The organism is Nocardioides xinjiangensis (assembly GCF_017916385.1).
Lineage (GTDB): Bacteria > Actinomycetota > Actinomycetes > Propionibacteriales > Nocardioidaceae > Nocardioides > Nocardioides xinjiangensis.
In genome coordinates, this window is the sequence record NZ_JAFMSW010000001.1 from 2,393,015 (window position 1) to 2,411,156 (window position 18,142).

Consider the following 18,142-nt stretch of genomic DNA (forward strand, 5'->3'; position numbering starts at 1 on the left):
GCGTGGACGACGCCGACCGAGGCCCCTGGGACGACGCTCCCCGGGGCCTCGGTCTCGTTCTGGACGAGGAGCGCGGCGCCCTGCCCTACTCGCTGGTGCACGGCGAGGCCCTGGTGGCCTGTGCCGCGTGGGCGGTGGGGGAGGCCGGGGTGGACCTGGTCGACGCGAGCGTGCCGTGGTCCGAGCTGGCTGCCGCGGGCGCCGACCTGGTCCTGCACGACGCGCTGTGCCCGATGACCCCGCCCGCCTTCATCGCCGCCTGCCTCGACCGGGCCCGACGGACCGGGCGGTGCGTGGTCGGGGTCCGTCCCGTCACCGACACGGTGAAGGTGGTGGCCGCGGGACTGCTCGGCGAGACCCTCGACCGCGACGGGCTGCTCGCGGTGGCGTCACCGCTCGTCGTCCCGGCGCGGGTCCTCGCAGCCGTGCCACGGCGCCCCTCGTCCGACCTCGCCCGAGCGGTCGCGGACCTCGCCGCCTCCGGTCACGCGGTCGACACGGTGGAGGCGCCGCCCGAGGGGCGACGGGTGGCGTCCCCCGACGACGTCCGGCTGCTCGAGGCCCTCACGAGCCCGCTGGGCTGAGCTCCTCCGCGAGGGCCACGTCCTCGGGGAACGTGACCTTGAGGTTCAGGGCGCTGCCGGGCACGGCGGCCACCTCCACGTCGCGGTAGGCCGCGACGCACGCGGACGTGTCGGTGCCCTCGAAGCCGTCGCGCGCCGCCGCACGGTAGGCCGCGAGCACCTCGCCGGCGCGGAAGGCCTGCGGTGTCTGGACGGCCCCGACGCCGTCGGCGACCGGCGTGAGGTCGGCGTGCAGGAGCTGCGTCGCCGGGACGACCGGGACCGCGCCGCCCGTGCGGAGCGCGGCTGCCGCCGCGGCCCGCCAGAGGGAGGGACCGGCCAGGGGCCGGGCGCCGTCGTGGACCACCACGACGTCGACCTCGCCGGAGTCGATGTCCGCGGCGAGCACCCGGAGCGCCGCCCACTCCGACGCGTGGCGGGTCGCCCCGCCGTCGACCACGAGGACCTCGCGGTCCCCCAGGTGGGGGGCCACCGCCGACTCCACCGCCGACCGGTCCGCGGGCCGCACCACGAGCAGGACCCGGCGTACGTCCGGCAGCGCCAGCGCGTCGCGCAGCGACCACACCAGGACGGGGACGCCGCGCAGCGGCAGCAGCACCTTGTTGCGCCCGGCCCCGACCCGGCTGCCGGAGCCGGCGGCCAGGATCACGACGGCGGTCGACACGGCGTGCCCTCCTCAGCGCACGACGAGGGCGGTGGCGATCGCCGCCACGCCCTCGCCGCGACCGGTGAGGCCGAGGCCGTCGGTCGTCGTGGCCGAGACGCTCACCGGTGCGCCGACCGCGGCCGACAGGGCCGTCGCGGCCTCGTCACGGCGAGCGCCGAGGCGCGGCACGTTGCCGATGACCTGCACGGCGACGTTGCCGATCTCCCACCCCGCGGCGCGGACCCGGCGGGCGGTCTCCGCGAGCAGGCTGGCCCCGGACGCGCCGGCCCACTCGGGCTCGGCGGTGCCGAAGTGGGTGCCCAGGTCGCCCAGGCCGGCGGCCGAGAAGAGCGCGTCGCACGCGGCGTGCGCCGCGACGTCGGCGTCCGAGTGGCCCTCGAGCCCGGCCGGCTCGTCGGGCCAGGCCAGCCCGGCGAGGTGCATGGGCACGCCCGCGACGAGGCGGTGCACGTCGGTGCCGACACCGATCCGCGGCACGGGGAGGGGAGAGGTCACGTCGGCATCATGCCCGACGGCCGTCACAATGGGCCCGTGACCACACGCCGTCCCCTGTGGGCCCTCGCCGGAGTCCTCGCCGGGCTCGCCGGGCTCGCGACGAGCTACGCGACGGCGATGGTGCTCACCATCCGCGAGTCCCCGGTGGTCGCGGTCGCCGAGCTGGTCATCAGGCTCACCCCCGGCCCGGTCGCCGAACGCGCCATCGCGGTGCTCGGCCACCTCGACAAGCCGGTGCTGATCGCCGGGGTGCTCGTGCTGCTGCTCGCCTGCTTCGCCTGGGCCGGTGTGCTCGCCCGGCGCGCGTGGTGGCCGCCGATCCTGGTGTGGCTGGTGCTCGCAGCCGTCGGCCTGGTCGCCGTCACGGTGCAGCGCGGGGCGGGACCCGTCGACGCACTGCCCGTCGCGGTCGGCCTCGTCACCTGGATCACGCTGCACTCGGCGCTGACCGACGCGCTCGACCGCGCCCGGCGCCGGCCGGAGCTGGAGTCGCACGAGCGCCGGGTCTTCGTGATGGTCGCGGGCGTCGTGGCGGTCGCGACGGTCGGCATCGCCGTCGCGGGGCGCCTCGTCGGTGCGGGTCGCCGGCACGTGGAGGTGAGCCGGCGGCTGCTCCGCATCCCGGGCGTCACCCGGCGCGAGCCGCCCGCCGCGACGTCGCTGGGGCTGCCCGGCATCGCGCCGTGGCAGACCCCGACCGCGGACTTCTACCGGATCGACACCGCCATCGCGCTGCCCACGATCGAGCCGGACGAGTGGTCGCTGCGCATCCACGGGATGGTCGACCGCGAGCTGACGCTGACCTACTCCGACCTCGTGCGACGCCAGGTCACCGAGTCGTGGATCACGCTCAGCTGCGTGAGCAACGAGGTCGGCGGGGGGCTGGTGGGCAACGCCCGGTGGAGCGGCGTCCGGATCGCCGACCTGCTCGCCGGACTCGGCGTCTCGTCGGGGGCCGACTGCGTCCTCCAGACCTCCCACGACGGCTGGACCTGCGTCACCCCGCTCGAGGTGCTGACCGACGACCGCGACGCGATGCTGGCGGTGGCGATGAACGGCCGGCCGCTGCCCATCGAGCACGGCTTCCCGGTCCGCACCGTCGTGCCGGGCCTCTACGGCTACGTCTCGGCCACGAAGTGGGTGGTCGACCTGGAGGTGAGCACCTTCGCCCGGTCGACCGGCTACTGGACCGGCAAGGGCTGGTCGGCCCTCGGGCCGGTGAAGATCGCCTCCCGCATCGACGTCCCCCGCGCCGGCGACGAGGTCGCGGCGGGATCGGTCTCCTTCGGTGGTGTCGCGTGGCACCAGCACACCGGGGTGGCGTCCGTGGAGGTGCAGCTCGACGGAGGGGAGTGGCAGGCCGCCCAGCTCGGCCAGGTGCCGTCGGTCGACACCTGGGTCCAGTGGGCGCTCACCCTCGACGTGGACGAGGGCGACCACGAGGTCCGGGTCCGCGCGGTCGGCAAGGACGGCGAGACCCAGACGAGCGTCGTGCGCGCGCCCGACCCCGACGGCGCCACCGGGTGGCACACCGTCGGCTTCAGCGCCGGGTGAGCCGGGTGAGCCGGCGGAGCCTTGTGGGCCGGGTGAGGTCCGCTCAGCCGTTGCGGATGACGTACGCCGTGCCGCCCGACGCGGCGATCCACAGTCGCTCGAACTGGGCCCGGTCGTAGGTGCGCCGCACCTGGCCGTTGCTCGCGCCGGCCGGGTCGTTGACGACGACGTCGCCGTCCGCCTCGAACCCCACGACCACCAGCAGGTGGCCGTTGCTCGCCGAAATCGGCGCACCGGCGAGCTGGTTGCGGCCGAACGCGATCGAGACCACGAGCGGCACACCCGCCGCGATGTGGTCCTCGGCCTCGCGCAGGTCGCGCAGGCGCGTGACGTAGCTGTCGCCGCCGACCAGGGTCGCGGCGTAGGCGGTGTTGAACGCCCAGTTGCCGGTGCCGCGGTAGCCGTGGTCGTAGACCATCTTGGCGGTGTGGTCGACCACGGCGTCGGCATGCCCTGGCGCGATGCCCGCCGGTGCCGGCGAGATGCCGTAGTAGCCGAGCACCATCGCGGTCGAGGTCGGCGAGCACCACGCCTCGCCACCGCCGCCCCACTTCGGGTAGTGCCCGCTGTGCGTCATCTGGGAGTACGTCGGCACGGGCAGCACCGTGCCGGCGGCGGGACCGGGGGCCGACGTGCGCCTCGGTGCCGTCTCGTTGAGCGAGGCCACCGCGCCGACGCGCTCGAGGGTGACCGCCTGGGCGCCGCCGCGGGGCCGCATGAGCGTCACCCGCACCTGCCAGGAGGTGACCGCGGTGGTGGCGAACCACGTGTCGGCGCTGACCCGACCGAGGTCGTCGGCCTGTCCGGAGTAGGTGGTGCGCGGCACCGGGCGGTTGGTGCGCGACCAGTCGGCGACGGTGTCCCAGCTGCCGGTCCGGCCGTCGGCGCCGCGCCCGCGGACCTCGACGCGCACCAGGGTGCGGCCCGGGGTCGTGGCCTCCCAGCTCGGGACCAGCGCGGTCGCGGCGAACCCGGGCGTCGCCCAGGGCGACGTCCACGTCCCGGCCTCGTAGGCCTTGCCGGCCACGGTGCGCGGCGACGGGTCGAGCAGGGAGACGTGGCCGCGGCCGAGCTTCAGGCCCGCGCGCCTGCCGGCCTTGAGGTCGGCGTAGCTGCTCCACGACGTCAGTGCGACCTGCGGTGTCGACCGCTTGCGCGCGTCCGCCGGGCTCGCAGCGCCCGCGGACGGGACGAGCGAGGTCGCGAGGAGGAAGGGGAGGGAGAGGGCCGCAGCACGTCGGAGCACTGCTCGACGATAGCCCGGAATTTCCCATGTGTCCCATGAGTCACACAGCCCGTCCCGCTCACTTCGGTGTTGCACGGGCCGCGCACCTAGACTCTGCCGGGTGACTCTGAGGCTCCACGACACCGCGACGCGCGAGACCCGCGACTTCGTCCCCCTGGTCCCCGGCCGGGCGGGGATCTACGTGTGCGGCCTCACGGTGCAGTCGGAGCCGCACGTGGGCCACGTGCGCTCCGCGGTCAACTTCGACGTGCTCCGGCGGTGGCTCACCGCGACCGGCTACGACGTCGACTTCATCCGCAACGTGACCGACATCGACGACAAGATCCTCGCCAAGTCCGCGGAGCAGGGAGTCCACTGGTACGCCCTCGCGGCGGCGATGAAGCGCGAGCTCGACGCCGCCCTGGCGGCGATCAACGTGCTGCCGCCGACGTACGAGCCGGGCGCGACCGGCCACGTGCCGGAGATCGTCGAGCTCATCGAGCAGCTCATCGCCCGCGGGCACGCCTACGCCGCCGAGGACGGCAGCGGCGACGTCTACTTCGACGTCCGCAGCTGGCCGTCGTACGGCGAGCTGACCCGCCAGCGGGTCGAGGACATGGAGCCCGCCGGCGACGCCGACCCGCGCGGCAAGCGCGACCCGCGCGACTTCGCCCTCTGGAAGGGCTGGAAGGAGGGCACCGAGCCGCGCACCGCGTCCTGGCCGTCCCCGTGGGGGCGCGGCCGCCCCGGCTGGCACATCGAGTGCTCCGCCATGGCCGGCAAGTACCTCGGGCCGGCCTTCGACGTCCACGGCGGCGGTGTCGACCTGCGCTTCCCCCACCACGAGAACGAGCAGGCGCAGTCCCGTGCGGCGGGCCGTCCGTTCGCGTCCTACTGGCTGCACAACGCGTGGATCACGACCGCCGGCGAGAAGATGAGCAAGTCGCTGGGCAACTCGCTGCTCATCCCGTCGGTGCTCCAGCGCGTGCGGGGGATCGAGCTGCGCTACTACATGGTCGCGGCGCACTACCGCTCGCACGTCGAGTTCAGCTTCGAGGCGCTGGAGGAGTCGGCGCGGGCGTTCCGGCGGATCGAGGACTTCCTCGACCGTGCCGCCCCGGTCGTCGGCACCTGGTTCGCGGCGCTGCCCGACGCGTTCGTGGCGGCGATGGACGACGACCTCGGCACGCCGGCCGCCGTCGCGGTCATCCACGAGTCCGTGCGCGAGGGCAACCGGCTGCTCGCCGACGGCGCCTCCGACGCGCTGAGCCGGACGTTCGGCGAGGTGATCGCGATGCTCGACGTGCTCGGCCTCAACCCGGCGGACACCGCGTGGGCCACCGACGGCTCCGACGACCGGCTGACCGACGTGGTCGACGCCCTGGTCAGGGGTCTCCTGGCCGAGCGGACGGCGGCGCGCGAGGCCCGGGACTGGGCGCGCGCCGACGCCATCCGCGACCAGATCAAGGCGGCCGGCATCGAGGTCGAGGACACCCCGACCGGCCCGAAGTGGAGCGTGTGACCATGGCAGGCAACTCCAAGCGCAAGGGCGCGATCAAGAAGTCGGGCAAGGGCAACCCCACCGCCGGGTCCGGCGGCCGCGTCCGGCGCGGGCTCGAGGGCAAGGGCCCCACCCCGAAGGCGAAGGACCGGCCCTACCACAAGGCGCACAAGCTGGCGGCCCGTGCCGAGAAGGAGCGGGCCCGGCCGAAGCGGCGCACGACGGCCGACGCCGAGTGGGCGGCGGGGCGCAACTCCGTGGTCGAGCTGCTCCAGGGCGGCGTCCCGGTCGCGGCCGTGTACGTCGCGGAGGGCGCCGAGCGCGACGGCCGGATGCGCGAGGCGTTCCGGCTCGCCGCCGAGCGCGGCCTGACGATGCTCGAGGTTACCCGCAACGAGATGGACCGGATGACCGGCGGCGCCGTGCACCAGGGCCTCGCCGCCCGGCTGCCGGCGTACGAGTACGCCCACGCCGACGACCTCCTCCAGCGCGCCGAGGACGACAGGGAGCCGCCGCTCATCGTCGCGCTCGACCAGGTCACCGACCCGCGCAACCTCGGCGCGGTGATCCGCTCGGCCGCCGGCTTCGGGGCGCACGGGGTGCTCATCCCCGAGCGTCGCGCCGCCGGCATGACCGCCTCGGCGTGGAAGACCAGCGCCGGCGCGGCCGCCCGGCTGCCCGTGGCCCAGACGGTCAACCTCACCCGCCAGCTCAAGGCGTACCAGGAGGCCGGCTGCATGGTGGTCGGACTGGCCGCCGACGGCGATCTGACGCTCCCGGAGCTCGTCGCGTCCGGCGGGCTCGCCGAGGGGCCGCTCGTCGTCGTGGTCGGCTCGGAGGGCAAGGGCCTCGGCCGCCTGGTCACGGAGACGTGCGACCAGATCGTGTCGATCCCGATGGCCGGCCAGCTGGAGTCGCTCAACGCCGGCGTGGCCGCGTCGGTCGCCCTCTACGCGATCTCGCAGGCCCGCCTGGCATGAGCCGCGGATGAGCCTCCCGCGCCGGCTGCTCGTGGCCGCCGCCCTGGCCGGCGTCAGCCTGCTGCTCGGCACGGCGGTCGCGGTCTCCCTCTTCCTCAACAGCACCCGCACCGTGGTGCTCGTCGGCCACGACACCGTCGTGCGCCCCACGCTGGCACGCGACGCGGTGGTCGAGACCGGCCCGCTGCTGCCGGACTTCCGGTTCCGCGACGTGGCCCCGGTCGGGGTCACCCTGACGCTCGGCAAGACCGAGGTGGGCTCGATCGAGGAGCTCGTCGAGCGCTACGCCCTCATCGCGGGCGACCCCACGGCCCCGATCGACAAGGTGCGCGACGTGGTGGTCGACATGGCCGTCTCGGCCGCGCTCCGCGGACTCGCCGTGGGGCTGGTGCCCGTCGCGTTCTACCTGCTGCTCGGCCAGCACCGGCGCGGCGAGCTGTTCCGCGGGGTCGGGACCCGCGAGGGCGTCGTGGCCCTCGGCCTCCTGCTCGTCCTGCCGGTGCTGGTGTGGCAGCCGTGGCACTCCGACGAGGAGACCCAGGAGGAGCAGGGCTCGTGGCAGACCCTCGCCGAGCTTGCCGGGCCCGATGTCGTCCTGCCCGCCGAGGTGCGCGGGATCGAGGTGCGGACCGGACCGGTGACGACGCAGAGCAAGCGGCTGGTGCTGAGCGCGATCGACACCTACGACAAGAGCAAGGCCTTCTACACCGCGGCCGCCGACGGGGCCGCGGGGCTGGTCGCGCAGGGCCTGCGCGTGCCCGCCGACGACGAGACCGTCGCCGTGCTGGTGAGCGACCGCCACGACAACATCGGCATGGACCGGGTCGCGCGAGCCATCGGGGACGCCGCGGGCGCGACGGTGGTGCTCGACGCCGGCGACGACACCTCGACCGGCCAGCCGTGGGAGGCCTTCAGCCTGGACTCGCTGCAGGGCGCGTTCGCGGACTGGGAGCGCTTCGGCGTCGCCGGCAACCACGACCACGGCCCGTTCGTCAGCGGGTACCTCGCCGACCAGGGGTGGACGATGCTCGACGGCGAGGTGGTCGACGCGCCGTGGGGCGGCACGCTGCTCGGCGTCGACGACCCGCGCAGCAGCGGGCTCGGCAGCTGGCGCGACGAGAGCGGGCTGAGCTTCACCGAGGTCGGGGACCGGTTGGCCGACGCGGCCTGCGCGGCCGCGGCGGACGGCGAGCGGGTGAGCACGGTGCTCGTGCACGACGCGAACCTCGGCCGCGAGGTGCTCGCCCGCGGCTGCGTCGACCTCGTCCTCGGCGGGCACACCCACGTGCAGGCCGGTCCGACGGCCGTGACCGGCGAGGACGGCAGCACGGGCTACTCCTGGACCAACGGCACCACCGGCGGGGCGGCGTACGCCATCGCGTTGGGCAGCAAGCCGCGGCGCGACGCCGACGTCACCCTGGTGACGTACGCCGAGGGGCGTCCGACGGGCCTCCAGTGGGTGCGGCTGCGCACCGACGGGTCGTGGCTGGTGGGCGACTGGAGCCCTGTCGAGCCGGGCTGAGCAGCCCGCCCGCCGCCCTGGACTACTCCTGGCCCGCGATCGCCTCGTCCGGGCGCGTGGTGAGGAAGCGCTCGATGTAGTCGCGGGCGGTCTCGTGGATGTCGACCTCGTGGCCCGCCTGCTCGGAGAGGTACCAGCGGTGCTCGAGGATCTCGTGGAAGATCTCGGCCGGCTCGAGCTTGCCGGTCGCGTCGGGCGGGATCATCGCCATGATCGGCTCGAAGACCTCGTGCATCCACCGGCTGGCGACCAGGTGGCGGTCCTCCCGGCCCAGGTCGTGGTGGGCGGTGTAGGAGTTGAGGTCGTTGAGCAGCCGGCGCGCCTGGTTGTCCTCGACGGTCATCCCGGTCAGCGCCTGGATCTCGCGCGCGTGGTGGCCCAGGTCGACCACCTTCGGCTGGATCCGGACGGTGTCGCCGTCGAGGTCGGTGACGATGTCGAGCTCGTCGACGTCGAACCCGAGGTCGTTGAGCCGCTCCACGCGCCTCTCGATGCGCCACATCTCGTCGGCACGGAACTCCTCGAGTCCGGTCAGCTCGGACCAGAGGGCGTCGTAGCGCTCGCGCAGGTGGCCGATGATCGCGAAGCCGTCGATCGGCCGTTTCACCGCGCCGCTCGCCGAGAGGTCCATCAGCTCGGCGAAGATGTTCTCGCAGCCGACCGTGATGTCGTACTCGCGCAGCCGGTCGCCGACCGTCTCGTGCAGCTCACCGGTCTCGGCGTCGACGAGGTACGCCGCCAGCGCGCCGGCATCGCGCCGGAAGAGCACGTTGGACAGCGACACGTCGCCCCAGTAGAAGCCCGCGAGGTGCAGGCGCACGAGGAGCACGACGATCGCGTCGATGAGCGTCGGCACGTGCTCGACGTCCATGCCGCGGCTGAACAGGCTGCGGTAGGGCAGGGAGAAGCGGAGGTGCCGGGTCAACAGGGCGGCCGGCAGCTCCTCGCCGTCCTCGGCCTCCCGGCCCGTGACGACGCCCTGCGGCACGACCGCCGGGAGACCGAGCCGCTGCAGGTCGCGCAGCATCCGGTACTCGCGGAAGGCGATCGCGTCGTTGGTCTCCTTGACCGCGTAGACGTTGCTGCCCAGCCGCACGATGCGCACCACGTGCCGCGACAGTCCGCGCGGCAGCGGCACCACGATGTCGTCCGGCCACTCCTCGAGCGGGGTGTCCCACGGCAGGCCGAGGATCGCCGGGTCGGGCCGGCTCGCGACGATCCGCATGGCCATGCCCAGACACGCTACTCCGTGCCGAGCTCCCACACGTCGGCCCGAGGACCGTCCGCCGCGGGCACCTCGACCCCGTCGGGGCCGGCGGGCAGGTCGGTGCCGCCGGGCTCGGTGCCCAGCAGGTGGCGGGCCGCCGGGAGCGGCAGCGTGAACGACGCGCCGGCCGCGCGGCGCACCACGACCAGGACGGCCTCCTCGGGGTGCTCGCGGACGTAGGCGATGGTGTCGGCGTCGACGTGGGCCCACCGCAGTCCGCCGCGGCGCAGGGCAGGGCGCTCCCGCCGCAGCCGCGCCAGGTCGCCGTACGTCGCGAGGGTGCGGGTGTCCCACTCGTCGCGGCGGTTCCACGGCATCGTGCGGCGGGCGTCCTCGCCGTTGACGCCCTCGAGCCCGATCTCGTCGCCGGCGAAGACCATGGGCACCCCGGGCAGCGTGAACTGCAGCCCGGCGGCGACCCGGTGCACGGCGGCGTCGCCGCCGACGACGGTGCGGATGCGCGCGGAGTCGTGCGAGCCCAGGAGGTTCCAGCTCGACGTCGTCGCGCGCCAGCCGAGCGCGCCCTGCCAGGTCCGGAACGTCTCGACGACCGTGGGCCCGTCGCGCCGGGGGACCGGCACGGGCCGGCCGAACGGCCGGGCGGGGGAGGAGGGGTCGCGCAGCCACGACCACACCGGCCAGGAGAAGCCGGAGTAGTTCATCGTGCCGTGCCAGCCGTCGCCGTCCACGTCGCCGGAGGCGTCGTGGTTGTGCTCGCCGATGATCCACGGGTCCTCGCGCAGCGCCGCCGCGGTGGCGCGGACGGTCCGCGCCACGTCGTGGGCGACGTCGACGGCGCCGAGCCGTCCGGTCATGTTGGCCACGTCGATGCGCCAGCCGTCCAGGTCGTAGGGCGGCTGCAGCCACCGGCCCACGACGGAGCTCGGCCCGTCCACCATCGCGTGGCGGGCGTCGAGGTTGGCGTGGTTGATCTTGGGCAGCGTGCCGTGGCCCATCCAGCACGCGTAGCTGCCGTCGTCCTCGAAGTGGTAGAAGGAGCGGTGCGGGTCGTGCGGGTCGTCGACGGCCGAGAGGAACCACTCGTGCGTGTCGCCGGTGTGGTTGGTCGTGAGGTCGCCGAGGATGCGCCAGCCGCGGGCGTGGACCGCCGCGCTGAGCCGGGCGTACGCCTCGCTGCCGCCGAGCAGCGGGTCGACCTCGGTGAAGGTGGTGGCGTTGTAGCGGTGGTTGCTCTCCCCGGGGAAGACCGGGGTCGTGTAGAGGATGTCGGCGCCCACCTCGTCGACGTGGTCGAGGTGCTCGCCGATGCCGTCGAGGTCGCCGCCGAAGAGCTGCATCGGGGTGCGCGGGTCGCTGCCCTCGAACACGACCTCCTCGTCCCAGGCGGCCGGCAGCGCCCAGTCGGGGACGGGTCGCTCGTCGGCGGCCGCGGAGCGGGCGAAGCGGTCGGGGAAGACCTGGTAGACGACGCCGTCGCGGCCCCAGTCGGGGGCGGCGGGGTGCGCCGTGAGCCTGAAGTCCGCGGCGTCCGGGGGGTCGTGGGCCACGAGGCCCGCGCCGGTCAGCCACTCCTGCCGGCCGCGGCCGTCCGCGGAGTCGCGGACCAGCAGGAACCGGTAGTGCGTGACGGGGTTGTGGACCGGCAGCCGGCCCGCCCACCACGTGGTCGCGCCGTCGGTGGTCGGCGTGGTCGGGTGGTAGACCGGCTCGGCGTCGTACGTCGTGCGCAGCCAGATCGCGTCGACCGGGTCGTCGGTGCTCGTGCGGACCCGGACCGTGACGGTGTCGCCGAGGGCCGGTGCCTCGTCGGAGACGTGGAGCGGGGAGCCGTCGTGGTGGGGCTGGCGGAGGAGGCTCACACGCCCCATCCTCCCTCACCTAGGATGGCCGCCGCGCCCGAAGGCGCAGGCCGGTGTAGCTCAGTTGGTAGAGCGCTTCTCTTGTAAAGAAGATGTCGCGGGTTCGAATCCTGTCACCGGCTCCACGCCGCCGCTCAGCGGACCTGCTGGACCTCGAACTCGCACGCCGGCGAGGCGATGGCGTCCTGGGCGGCCACCAGTCGCAGCTCGCGCTCGCCGGAGTCGAGGGTCTCCTTCAGCACGGCGAACACCGATGAGGCGGTCCGGGCGAGCGCGTCGGCGGGTGAGCCGGTGGTGGCGAGATGGGCGGTGAACAGCGCGGCGGTGATGTCGCCGGAGCCGTTGGCCTTCATCGGCAGCCGCGGGGTCGTGACGAGCCAGGCGCCGTCGGCGGTCACGGCGAGCATCTCGATCGCGTCGGCGGGCGCGCCGTCGCGGTCCATCGAGGTGACCAGCACCGTCGACGGGCCCAGGTCGCGGACCTCCTCGACCGCCGACAGCACGTCGTCGAGCGACGAGGGGCCGCTGAGGCCGTCGCGGCCGGTGATGAAGCCGAGCTCGAACTGGTTCGGCGTGAGCACGTCGGCGACGGGGATCACCGTGGAGCGGTACTTCGGTGGGATCGCCGGGTTGACGAAGCAGCCGGACGTGGCGTTGCCCATGACGGGGTCGCAGGTGTACGTCGCCGCGGGGTTGGCCGCCTTGACCTGTGCCACCGCGTCGACGATGACGTCGGCGATCTCCGGCGAGCCCTGGTAGCCGGAGAGGATCGCGTCGCAGGACGCGAAGGCGCCGCGCTCCCCGATGCCGGTGATCACCGCTGCCACGTCCTCGGCGGCGATCAGCGGCCCGCGCCACGCGCCGTACCCGGTGTGGTTGGAGAAGTTCACCGTCAGCACCGGCCAGACCTCGTGGCCGAGCCGCTGGAGGGGGAAGACCGCGGCGGAGTTGCCGACGTGTCCGTAGGCGACGTGGGACTGGATGGAGAGGACGCGCACGACCTCGACCTTAGCCCCCGGGCCCCGGGCCGGTCAGGCGACCTGCAGCGACCGCTTCGACAACCCCATCCAGTAGCCGTCGATGACCTGGGTGCCCGGCTCGTCGGCGGTGGTCGCCGCGCCCAGCGTGACGAAGAGGGGCGTGTAGTGCTCGACGGTCGGGTGGGCGTACGGCATGCCCGGCGCCTTGGCGCGGAAGTCGGCCAGGGCGTCGACGTCGCCGCGCGCGAGGGCGTCGGCCGCCCACAGGTCGAAGTCGCGCGACCAGCCGGGGACGGCGGCGTCGATCCGCCACTCGGTGAGGAACGGCAGGCCGTGGGTGAGGAAGCCCGAGCCCACGATCAGCACCCCCTCGTCGCGCAGCGGGCGCAGTCGCTCGCCGAGCCTCATCAGGCGGTGCGGGTCGTCGGTGGGCAGCGACATCTGCAGGACCGGGATGTCGGCCTCGGGGTACATCACCTTCAACGGCACCCAGGCCCCGTGGTCCAACCCGCGCGAGGCGTGCTGGTGCACCGGCTCCCCGCTCGGCATCATGGCGGCGACCCGCTGGGCGAGCGCCGTCGCGTCCGGCGTCCGGTAGGTCATCTCGTAGTACTTCGGCGCGAACCCGCCGAAGTCGTAGACCAGCGGGGCGCCGCTGGCCGACAGGCTCACGGGCGCGGACTCCCAGTGCGCCGAGACGATCAGCACGGCCTTCGGTCGCGGCAGGTCGCGGGCCCAGGCCGCGAGCTGCCCGGACCACGTGGGGTCGTCGAGCAGCGGCGGGGCCCCGTGGCCGATGTAGAGGGCAGGCATGGAGTCGGTCATGGTCACCTCGATAGTCCGACTTTCAACTATACGCCCCGGGTAGTCCACCGGCAAACGGTCGGCGACCGGGGTCTTCCGCGACCGTTTCCCGGTGGACTACCGCGGGGGGACGTCGTCGTACGCCGGCAGCGACCAGTCGACCGGCGCGGCCCCCTGCTCCTCCAGCAGCCGGTTCACCCGGCTGAAGGGCCTCGAGCCGAAGAACCCGCGTCGCGCGCTGAGCGGCGACGGGTGCGCCGACTCGACCGACGGGACCGGCCCGAGCAGCGGCTTGAGCGACTGCGCGTGGCGACCCCAGAGAATGGCCGCGCACGGGCCGCCGCGCTCGGCAAGGGCGACGATCGCGCGCTCGGTGATGGGCTCCCAACCCTTGCCGCGGTGGCTGTTGGAGTCGCCGGGACGCACGGTCAGCGACCTGTTGAGCAGCATCACCCCTTGATCGGCCCAGGCGGAGAGGTCGCCGTGCCGCGGCGGCACGATGCCGAGGTCGTCGCGGAGCTCGACGTAGATGTTGACCAGGCTGGGCGGCAGCGGCCACACGTGCCGCTCGACGGCGAAGCTCAGCCCGATGGGGTGCGCCGGGTTCGGGTAGGGGTCCTGCCCCACGACCAGGACGCGGACGTCCGCGAGCGGGCGGCTGAAGGCGCGGAGGACCAGGTCACCCGCGGGCTGGTAGCCCCGGCCGGCCGCGACCTCCTCCCGCAGGAAGCGGCCCATGGCGGCGATCCGGTCGTCGACCGGCGCGAGCGCCTCCGCCCAGTCCGCGGCGACGAGTCCCTTCTCGACCAGCCCTGCCAGCGCGCCCGACCGGGAGCTCATCGGACCGGTCGCTGGAGGCGGTCGAGGAAGGCCACCAGCAGCGCCTCGCGCATCGCCGGCGACGCGACGTCGAGCATCGCGTTGACCTCGGCCATCCGCGTCGGCAGCTCGAGGTCGCCGTCGGCGGACGCGCCCACCAGGCCGGAGGCCGCCAGCAGGCCGTCGAAGTCGTCGTCGCCGAGTGCCGTCGGGTCGAGCGCCTCGATGAAGGCCACCACACCGGGGTCGACCGCGACCGGCCCGGCCGCCTGTGCGGCTGCCACCGAGGCGTGCAGGACCGCCGCGAAGTCGTCCACGTGGGGCAGGGTCCCGGCGCTCACCGACAGGTGGACGCTGGGACCGCCGTCGCCGTGCGACAGCTGCGGCTGGACGTACCAGCCGCGGGAGACCAGCTCGTCGGTCACGGTGAAGGGGTCGCACGAGCCGTCGGTGCTGAAGGTCACGAGCGTCGAGTCCGGCGGCGCGACCAGCTGCAGCGCGGGCTCGCGCCCGAGGCACCCCACGATGGCGTCGACCGCGGCGAACGCGCGACCGGCGAGGTCGAGGTAGCCCGCGTCGCCGAGGTGCTGCACCACCGCCCACGTGCCGGCGACCGGACCCCCCGAACGCGTCGACTGGGTGGTCGCGTTGAGCATCGTGTAGCCCGGCCAGGCGGCCGAGGCGAAGAGCTGCGGCTTGCGCAGCGCCGCGTCCCGGTGCAGCAGCACGGAGGTGCCCTTGGGGGCATAGGCGTACTTGTGCGTGTCCACCGAGAGCGAGGTGACGCCCTCGACGGAGAAGCTCCACGGGGGAACCTCACGCCCGAGCCGTGCGGCGTAGGGCAGCACCCAGCCGCCGATGCAGGCGTCGACGTGGCAGCGCACGCCGCGCGCGGCCGCCGCCGCCGCGATCTCCGTCACCGGGTCGACCACCCCGTGCGCGTACGACGGCGCGCTGGCGACCACGAGCACGGTGCGGTCGTCGATCGCCTCGGCCATCGCCCGCGGGTCGGCGCGGAAGTCGGGTCCGACCGGCACGAGGACCGGCTCGACGCCGAAGTAGTGGGCCGCCTTGTGGAAGGCGGCGTGCGCGGTGGCGGGCAGCACCATCCGCGGCCGGAGGACCTCCGGTCGGCTGTCCCGGGCGGCCTGCACGGCGAGCAGGATCGACTCGGTGCCGCCCGAGGTGACGGTCCCGACGGCGGACGGCGGGGCGTCGACCAGGCCGCAGGCGAAGCCGACGAGCTCGTTCTCCATCTGCAGCAGCGAGGGGAAGGCCGTCGGGTCGAGCGCGTTGGACGCGGCGTACGCGGCGACGGCCTCTCGGGCCACCCGGTCCACCTCCGGGTCGCCGGAGTCGTAGACGTAGGCGAGGGTGCGGCCTCCGTGCACCGGCAGGTCCCGGCGCTGCAGCGCCCTGAGCCGGTCGATGAGGTCGGTCACGACAGGGCTCCTTCGGCGGCGGCCACCTCGGTGGCGTCGAGTGAGTAGCGGCGCAGCCACCACAGGCTCGCCAGGACCAGCAGGGCGGGGACGACCGAGAAGCCGAGCACGATCGCGGTCTGCGCCGACCCGGGCTGCTCGACCGCGCGGCCGTCGCTGGAGACGTAGCCGCCGAGAGCGAGCGCGACGGCGAAGACCGCGGGCCCCAGGGCGAGCCCCAGGGTCTCACCGGCGGTCCAGACGCCGGTGTAGACGCCCGCCCGGTTCTCACCGGTGCGCGCGGAGTCCACGGCGGCGGCGTCGGGCAGCATCGCCATCGGGAAGACTTGGCACCCGGCGTAGCCGACCCCCACCAGCGCCGTGCCGGTCATCGTCCACACGTCGTCGCCGCCCAGCGCGAGCAGGGTCAGCAGGGCGCCGCCGGCGAGCACCAGCGACGCCACGACGTACCCGCGCCGCTTGCCGACCCGCTCGCCGAACCTCGCCCAGACGGGCGTCAGCACCAGCGCCGGCCCGACGAAGCAGACGAACAGGACGGTGGCCGCGCCCGGCCGGCCGAGCACGTCGCCCGCCAGGTAGTCGACCCCGGCGAGCATGCAGCCGGTCGCGAGCGCCTGCAGGACGAACGTCGTGAGCAGCAGCCGGAAGTCCCTGGCCTGCGCCACGATCCGGAGCTGGTCGCGCAGGGAGCCTCCGCCGGCGACCGTCGCGCCGATCGGCGCGTGCCGCGTGCCCCACCACGCCCCGAGCACGCCGGCGACGATCAGCACGGCCATCACCACGCCCATCACCCGGTAGCCGTCGCGGCCGCCGACCGCGTCGCGGATCAGCGGCGCGGTGGCCCCGGCGAGCATGATCGTGAACGCCAGGATGGCCACCCGCCACGTCATCAACCGGGTGCGCTCGTCGTAGGACGCGGTGATCTCGGCGGGCATCGCGACGTAGGGCACCTGGAAGAAGGCGTACGCCGACGCGGCCAGCACGAAGAAGACGAGCACCCACGCCGCCTCCAGCGCCGGGTCGCCCAGGTCGGGGGCCGCGAAGATCAGGGCGAAGGCTCCGGCGAGCATCAGGCCGGCCCGGACGAGCCAAGGCCGCCTCGGTCCGGCGGGGTCGAGCGTGCGGTCGCTGACCCGACCCGCCACCGGGTTGAGCAGCACGTCCCACGCCTTGGGCAGGAAAACGATCACGCCGGCCCACAGCGCCGCGATCCCGAGCTCGTCGGTGAGGAAGGGCAGCAGCATCAGGCCGGGGACGGTGCCGAACGCACCGGTAGCGACCGACCCGGTGCCGTAGCCGATGCGCACGCCGCGCGTCAGCGACGTCGGCCCGCCCGGCGAGGTGGCCGTGCTCACGGGCGACCCGACGGCCGCGTCGACGACGTGCCGGAGGATCGCCCCCTGCGCGCCGGCGGCGGTGGCCCCGACCACTGCGCCACCCACTCGTCGAGAACCGGCCACGTCGTCTCCCGGGCGCCGCGGCCGGTGAGCGTGCCGAGGTGGCCTCCCGGCACGATCTCGAACCGCACCTCCCGCGACCCCGCCAGCAGGGGCACCACGGCGCGTACGGCGGCCAGCGGGGCGATGCCGTCGGTGTTGCCGGCGAGGACCAGCGTCGGCACCTCGACGTCGGCGAGGTCGACGGTCCGCTCGCCCACCTGCATGCTGCCGCGCGCGAGCGCGGTGCCCGCGAGGAAGCGGTGGTAGAGCTGGCCGTAGGTCCGCCCCGGGTACGCCGTCATGTTCGCCCGGAAGCGGGTGACCGCCTCCAGCTGGGCCAGGTGGTCCGTGTCGTCGAGGTGGCTGAGCAGCACGAGCGGCCTGGCGACCGCCTCCACCGCCGCCGCCGCGAAGACCCGGCCCAGCAGCGGGGACGGCACGCCACCGAGCGCGCGGTAGGCCCGCGTGAGGGCGCCCGTTCCCCGGGTGGGGTCGAGCAGCGGCCTGGCGGGGGCGACGAGCGGCACCCGGGTCACGTCGACCGGGGAGCCGACGACCGTGACGGAGGCGATCGGCAGGTCCCGCCGGTCGGCGGCGGCGAGGAGGGTGAGGATGCCGCCCAGGCTCCAGCCGACCAGGTGGACCGCGCGGTCGCCGGAGTGCTCGTGCACCGTCCTCACGGCCTGCGGCAGGACCTCGTCGACCCAGTGCTCCATCCCGAGCGAGCGGTCGCGCAGGGCGACCTCGCCGTACTCGACGAGGTAGGTGGGCCGGCCCTGCGTGACCAGGTGCTCGACCAGCGAGCAGCCGCGTCGCAGGTCGAAGCACAGCGCCGGCGCGGCGAGCGGAGGCACCAGGAGCACGGGGTCCCCCGCCGGGGCCACGCCCCTCGCCGGCCGGTAGTGGTAGACCTCGCGCCGGTCGCCCTCGTCGACCAGCGTCCGCGGCATCGGCCGCAGGTCGGCCACACCGCCGTAGAGCACGGTGTGCGCCACGTTCCCGGCCGCGGCAACCACCTGCTGGGGGCTGGGGATGAGGTCCAT

The 18,142-nt window shown here is 74.4% G+C and carries 16 protein-coding genes and 1 tRNA gene; 6 read left to right on the top strand and 11 right to left on the bottom strand.

Annotation, left to right across the window (positions count from 1 at the left end):
• Positions 1-2: 2 nt before the first annotated feature.
• Positions 3-584: a 2-C-methyl-D-erythritol 4-phosphate cytidylyltransferase gene (locus J3P32_RS11280; RefSeq protein WP_210439845.1), complete on the top strand. Its 582-nt coding sequence runs from the start codon at positions 3-5 to the stop codon at positions 582-584.
• Here the strand turns inward: J3P32_RS11280 and J3P32_RS11285 are convergent.
• Both J3P32_RS11285 and ispF read right to left on the bottom strand, forming a co-directional pair.
• Complete coding sequence (locus J3P32_RS11285) at positions 565-1,248, bottom strand: IspD/TarI family cytidylyltransferase (protein WP_210439846.1); 684 nt, start codon at positions 1,246-1,248, stop codon at positions 565-567. The two genes, J3P32_RS11280 and J3P32_RS11285, sit on opposite strands and share 20 nt — an antisense overlap.
• A gap of 12 nt (positions 1,249-1,260) precedes the next feature.
• Positions 1,261-1,746, bottom strand: coding sequence for a 2-C-methyl-D-erythritol 2,4-cyclodiphosphate synthase (gene ispF / locus J3P32_RS11290; protein WP_307807946.1), 486 nt, complete (start codon positions 1,744-1,746; stop codon positions 1,261-1,263).
• Positions 1,747-1,782: 36 nt separating this feature from the next.
• Between ispF and J3P32_RS11295 the strand changes: the two genes are divergently transcribed.
• On the top strand, positions 1,783-3,300 hold the full coding sequence (locus J3P32_RS11295; protein WP_307807947.1) for a molybdopterin-dependent oxidoreductase: 1,518 nt from the start codon (positions 1,783-1,785) through the stop codon (positions 3,298-3,300).
• Between the two features lie 43 nt (positions 3,301-3,343).
• On the opposite strand, the gene J3P32_RS18505 is transcribed toward J3P32_RS11295, so the two are convergent.
• Positions 3,344-4,546: a peptidase C39 family protein gene (locus J3P32_RS18505; RefSeq protein WP_210439848.1), complete on the bottom strand. Its 1,203-nt coding sequence runs from the start codon at positions 4,544-4,546 to the stop codon at positions 3,344-3,346.
• A gap of 100 nt (positions 4,547-4,646) precedes the next feature.
• Between J3P32_RS18505 and cysS the strand changes: the two genes are divergently transcribed.
• The 3 genes from cysS to J3P32_RS11315 are packed head-to-tail and all read left to right on the top strand — an operon-like array spanning position 4,647 to position 8,528.
• Positions 4,647-6,047 carry a cysteine--tRNA ligase gene (gene cysS / locus J3P32_RS11305; protein WP_210439849.1) on the top strand — a complete coding sequence of 467 codons (1,401 nt, stop codon included), beginning with the start codon at positions 4,647-4,649 and terminating at the stop codon, positions 6,045-6,047.
• A 2-nt stretch (positions 6,048-6,049) separates the two neighbouring features.
• The gene (gene rlmB, locus J3P32_RS11310; protein ID WP_210439850.1) at positions 6,050-7,006 is read left to right on the top strand and encodes a 23S rRNA (guanosine(2251)-2'-O)-methyltransferase RlmB; all 957 of its coding nucleotides are present in this window, start codon (positions 6,050-6,052) and stop codon (positions 7,004-7,006) included.
• Positions 7,007-7,013: 7 nt separating this feature from the next.
• A complete protein-coding gene (locus J3P32_RS11315; protein WP_210439851.1) occupies positions 7,014-8,528 on the top strand; it encodes a metallophosphoesterase in 1,515 nt (504 codons plus the stop codon).
• A 22-nt stretch (positions 8,529-8,550) separates the two neighbouring features.
• On the opposite strand, the gene J3P32_RS11320 is transcribed toward J3P32_RS11315, so the two are convergent.
• The gene (locus J3P32_RS11320; protein ID WP_210439852.1) at positions 8,551-9,759 is read right to left on the bottom strand and encodes a DUF4032 domain-containing protein; all 1,209 of its coding nucleotides are present in this window, start codon (positions 9,757-9,759) and stop codon (positions 8,551-8,553) included.
• Between the two features lie 11 nt (positions 9,760-9,770).
• Positions 9,771-11,615 (bottom strand): glycoside hydrolase family 13 protein, encoded by a 1,845-nt coding sequence (locus J3P32_RS11325; protein WP_210439853.1) that lies wholly within the window; start codon positions 11,613-11,615, stop codon positions 9,771-9,773.
• A 49-nt stretch (positions 11,616-11,664) separates the two neighbouring features.
• Between J3P32_RS11325 and J3P32_RS11330 the strand changes: the two genes are divergently transcribed.
• Positions 11,665-11,740 (top strand) — tRNA-Thr (locus J3P32_RS11330).
• Positions 11,741-11,749: 9 nt separating this feature from the next.
• Here the strand turns inward: J3P32_RS11330 and pdxY are convergent.
• From pdxY to J3P32_RS17875, 6 genes are all read right to left on the bottom strand, one after another.
• Complete coding sequence (pdxY, locus tag J3P32_RS11335) at positions 11,750-12,613, bottom strand: pyridoxal kinase PdxY (RefSeq protein WP_210439854.1); 864 nt, start codon at positions 12,611-12,613, stop codon at positions 11,750-11,752.
• A 33-nt stretch (positions 12,614-12,646) separates the two neighbouring features.
• Positions 12,647-13,420 (bottom strand): dioxygenase family protein, encoded by a 774-nt coding sequence (locus tag J3P32_RS11340; protein ID WP_210439855.1) that lies wholly within the window; start codon positions 13,418-13,420, stop codon positions 12,647-12,649.
• Positions 13,421-13,516: 96 nt separating this feature from the next.
• Entirely contained in the window at positions 13,517-14,239 is a 723-nt protein-coding gene (locus tag J3P32_RS11345; protein WP_210439856.1) for a uracil-DNA glycosylase, read from the bottom strand.
• Positions 14,236-15,660, bottom strand: a complete 1,425-nt coding sequence (locus tag J3P32_RS11350) for a pyridoxal phosphate-dependent decarboxylase family protein (RefSeq protein ID WP_210439857.1) — start codon at positions 15,658-15,660, stop codon at positions 14,236-14,238. Before J3P32_RS11350 ends, J3P32_RS11345 begins: the two co-directional genes overlap by 4 nt.
• Positions 15,657-17,015 (bottom strand): MFS transporter, encoded by a 1,359-nt coding sequence (locus tag J3P32_RS17870; RefSeq protein ID WP_307807948.1) that lies wholly within the window; start codon positions 17,013-17,015, stop codon positions 15,657-15,659. The genes J3P32_RS11350 and J3P32_RS17870 overlap by 4 nt, the downstream gene beginning before the upstream one ends.
• Entirely contained in the window at positions 17,012-18,142 is a 1,131-nt protein-coding gene (locus J3P32_RS17875; protein WP_246850065.1) for an alpha/beta fold hydrolase, read from the bottom strand. The genes J3P32_RS17870 and J3P32_RS17875 overlap by 4 nt, the downstream gene beginning before the upstream one ends.

Bases quoted from the DNA above. Each gene is read 5' to 3' on its own strand.
- J3P32_RS11315 (WP_210439851.1), top strand. From the start codon at position 7,014: ATGAGCCTCCCGCGCCGGCTGCTCGTGGCCGCCGCCCTGGCCGGCGTC.
- J3P32_RS17875 (WP_246850065.1), bottom strand. From the start codon at position 18,142: ATGGACCTCATCCCCAGCCCCCAGCAGGTGGTTGCCGCGGCCGGGAAC.
- J3P32_RS11340 (WP_210439855.1), bottom strand. From the start codon at position 13,420: ATGACCGACTCCATGCCTGCCCTCTACATCGGCCACGGGGCCCCGCCG.
- J3P32_RS11320 (WP_210439852.1), bottom strand. From the start codon at position 9,759: ATGGCCATGCGGATCGTCGCGAGCCGGCCCGACCCGGCGATCCTCGGC.
- rlmB (WP_210439850.1), top strand. From the start codon at position 6,050: ATGGCAGGCAACTCCAAGCGCAAGGGCGCGATCAAGAAGTCGGGCAAG.
- J3P32_RS11345 (WP_210439856.1), bottom strand. From the start codon at position 14,239: ATGAGCTCCCGGTCGGGCGCGCTGGCAGGGCTGGTCGAGAAGGGACTC.